The organism is Microcoleus sp. OTE_8_concoct_300 (assembly GCF_031383065.1).
In the GTDB taxonomy this organism is placed as follows: domain Bacteria; phylum Cyanobacteriota; class Cyanobacteriia; order Cyanobacteriales; family Microcoleaceae; genus Microcoleus.
This window is the reverse complement of record NZ_JANMZH010000600.1, coordinates 1-1,827: the sequence shown is the minus strand read 5'-3', so window position 1 is coordinate 1,827 and position 1,827 is coordinate 1. Positions and strand designations below refer to the sequence as shown.

The following is a 1,827-nucleotide window of genomic DNA, read 5'->3' as shown; positions in this document are numbered from 1 at the left end:
TGGGTAGGGTCGAGAGAAGATGTTACCATCTTCTCCCTCCCATTCAAAACCGTGCTTGCAATTTTCACCGCACACGGCTACTCGGGTGTACTCTTGTCATTTGAGGGCTTCCCCTTCTTCCGACTTGTTTGATGTTTCTTTCCTGAAGATACGAGTTCCAGGTTATGTTTCCTGATTAATTCCAAGTCGGTTTTAGTTTTAACATCGTGACAATGCCGATGCAATAGTTGAAGATTTTTGTAATCATTCTTACGTCCAATGGCTCTGGGAATGATGTGGTCAACTTCCATTACATCTTCATTTCTGAAAAGAAATTCGCAGTGAGGGCATCTCCCTTTCTGCCATTTCAGGAGTTTTGATACCCTACTTGGCAAATCAGGATTTTTCCCCATTCTAGAACTCCAATATACTAGGTCGCCATCGTAGGGACTTTTATCACCTTTAACTTTCACATAGTCGGTGCTGCTACACTCGAATTCACTATGTGTTAGTAACCGAAAGGGATTCGTTCCCTTTTCTCTGGTTGAGAATACCCAGTTTTTACCGCCAATGGTGTGCCAATACAGTTGGTGTCCTGCCTTGGTGCTTCCACAACGGCGTTTTGCCCAACGTCGAAGTTTCAGGTATGTGAGGTAATCTTGTTTAGCAAGTTCTCTAACGGTTTTTGCGTCAGAGTTTGTATAGAAAGAAGTCCATCCCCTTATTACAGGATTTAGGTCTCTAATTAACGCAGATTGTGGCGTTGACCTATGTTTTTTGATGATTCTTCCGATTTCCTCTTGGTGTGCCTTACTTGACTTCTTATTTGGGGTAATGAGTGTGTTAAAACCTAATATCTCACGGTGCGGATTTAAACTGCTCCGATGTTTTCCAGCCGGGTATTGCTGGATGTGATGACCTAGAAAGTCAAAACCAGCTTTACCATCCTCACTTAATTCATTCTTGAAAGTGTGAGTTAGCCTCGTCTTCTCAGATTTTAATTCTAAACCCATGCCAGCTAACCATTCCGAGATGATCTCTCGGCATCTTTGGACTACGGCTTTTTCTTCACATAAAATTACAAAGTCATCAGCATATCGAATTGTGTTCGGTCTGCCTACTTGTTTTCCAAATTGGGAAAATGAGTTTCTTATGTGTTTTCCTTTATCATATGGAAACTCTTTTTCTATGCGTTGCTCCAAACCGTGGAGGGCAATGTTTGCTAGTAGCGGAGAAATGACCCCACCCTGTGGCGTACCCTCAGATGTTGCAGTGAACACTCCATCGTCAATTACTCCAGATTTTAGCCAGGATTTTACTTGTCTCCTGACTTTGCCTTTTATGTTCAACTTTTGGAGTAGTTCATAATGGTTGATGCGGTCAAAACACTGGGCTATGTCTGCATCTAGTACAAACTTCGCTTTATATTGAATACAGAGTTTAATCTGCTTAATCGCATCGTGACATGACCTGCCCGGTCTAAAACCATAGCTGTTTGGCTCAAAAATTGCCTCCCATTCCGGCTCAAGTGCGGATTTTACTACGGCTTGTAAAGCTCTGTCGTACATTACAGGTATACCCAGTGGGCGTTTTTCATTACTTCCTGGTTTTGGTATCCAAACTCTTCTTGTCGGTTTAGATCTGCCAGTTGGCTTTAATTCCCTTGCCAGTTCTAGACGCTCTGCTGGGGACAAGGATTTTACCCCATCCACTCCTGCCGTCTTTTTGTCGGGTAAGGAGGAACACGTCGCCGCGTCCTCCTCCCCTAAGAACCGGACTTGACAGTTTCCCATCATCCGGCTCAAGCCTCCAAAACCTCAGAGCGTTTGCCTGTATGTATGTGCTTGT

At 43.6% G+C, this 1,827-nt stretch carries 1 protein-coding gene; it reads right to left on the bottom strand.

The genetic code is table 11. The annotated features are described in order from the left end of the window. Positions 1-77: 77 nt before the first annotated feature. Positions 78-1,772, bottom strand: a complete 1,695-nt coding sequence (ltrA, locus tag ACUVJL_RS27770; protein WP_445248793.1) for a group II intron reverse transcriptase/maturase — start codon at positions 1,770-1,772, stop codon at positions 78-80. Between the last annotated feature and the right edge of the window lie 55 nt (positions 1,773-1,827).

Coding starts and splice junctions, on each gene's coding strand:
- ltrA (WP_445248793.1), bottom strand. CDS start 1,772: ATGGGAAACTGTCAAGTCCGGTTCTTAGGGGAGGAGGACGCGGCGACG.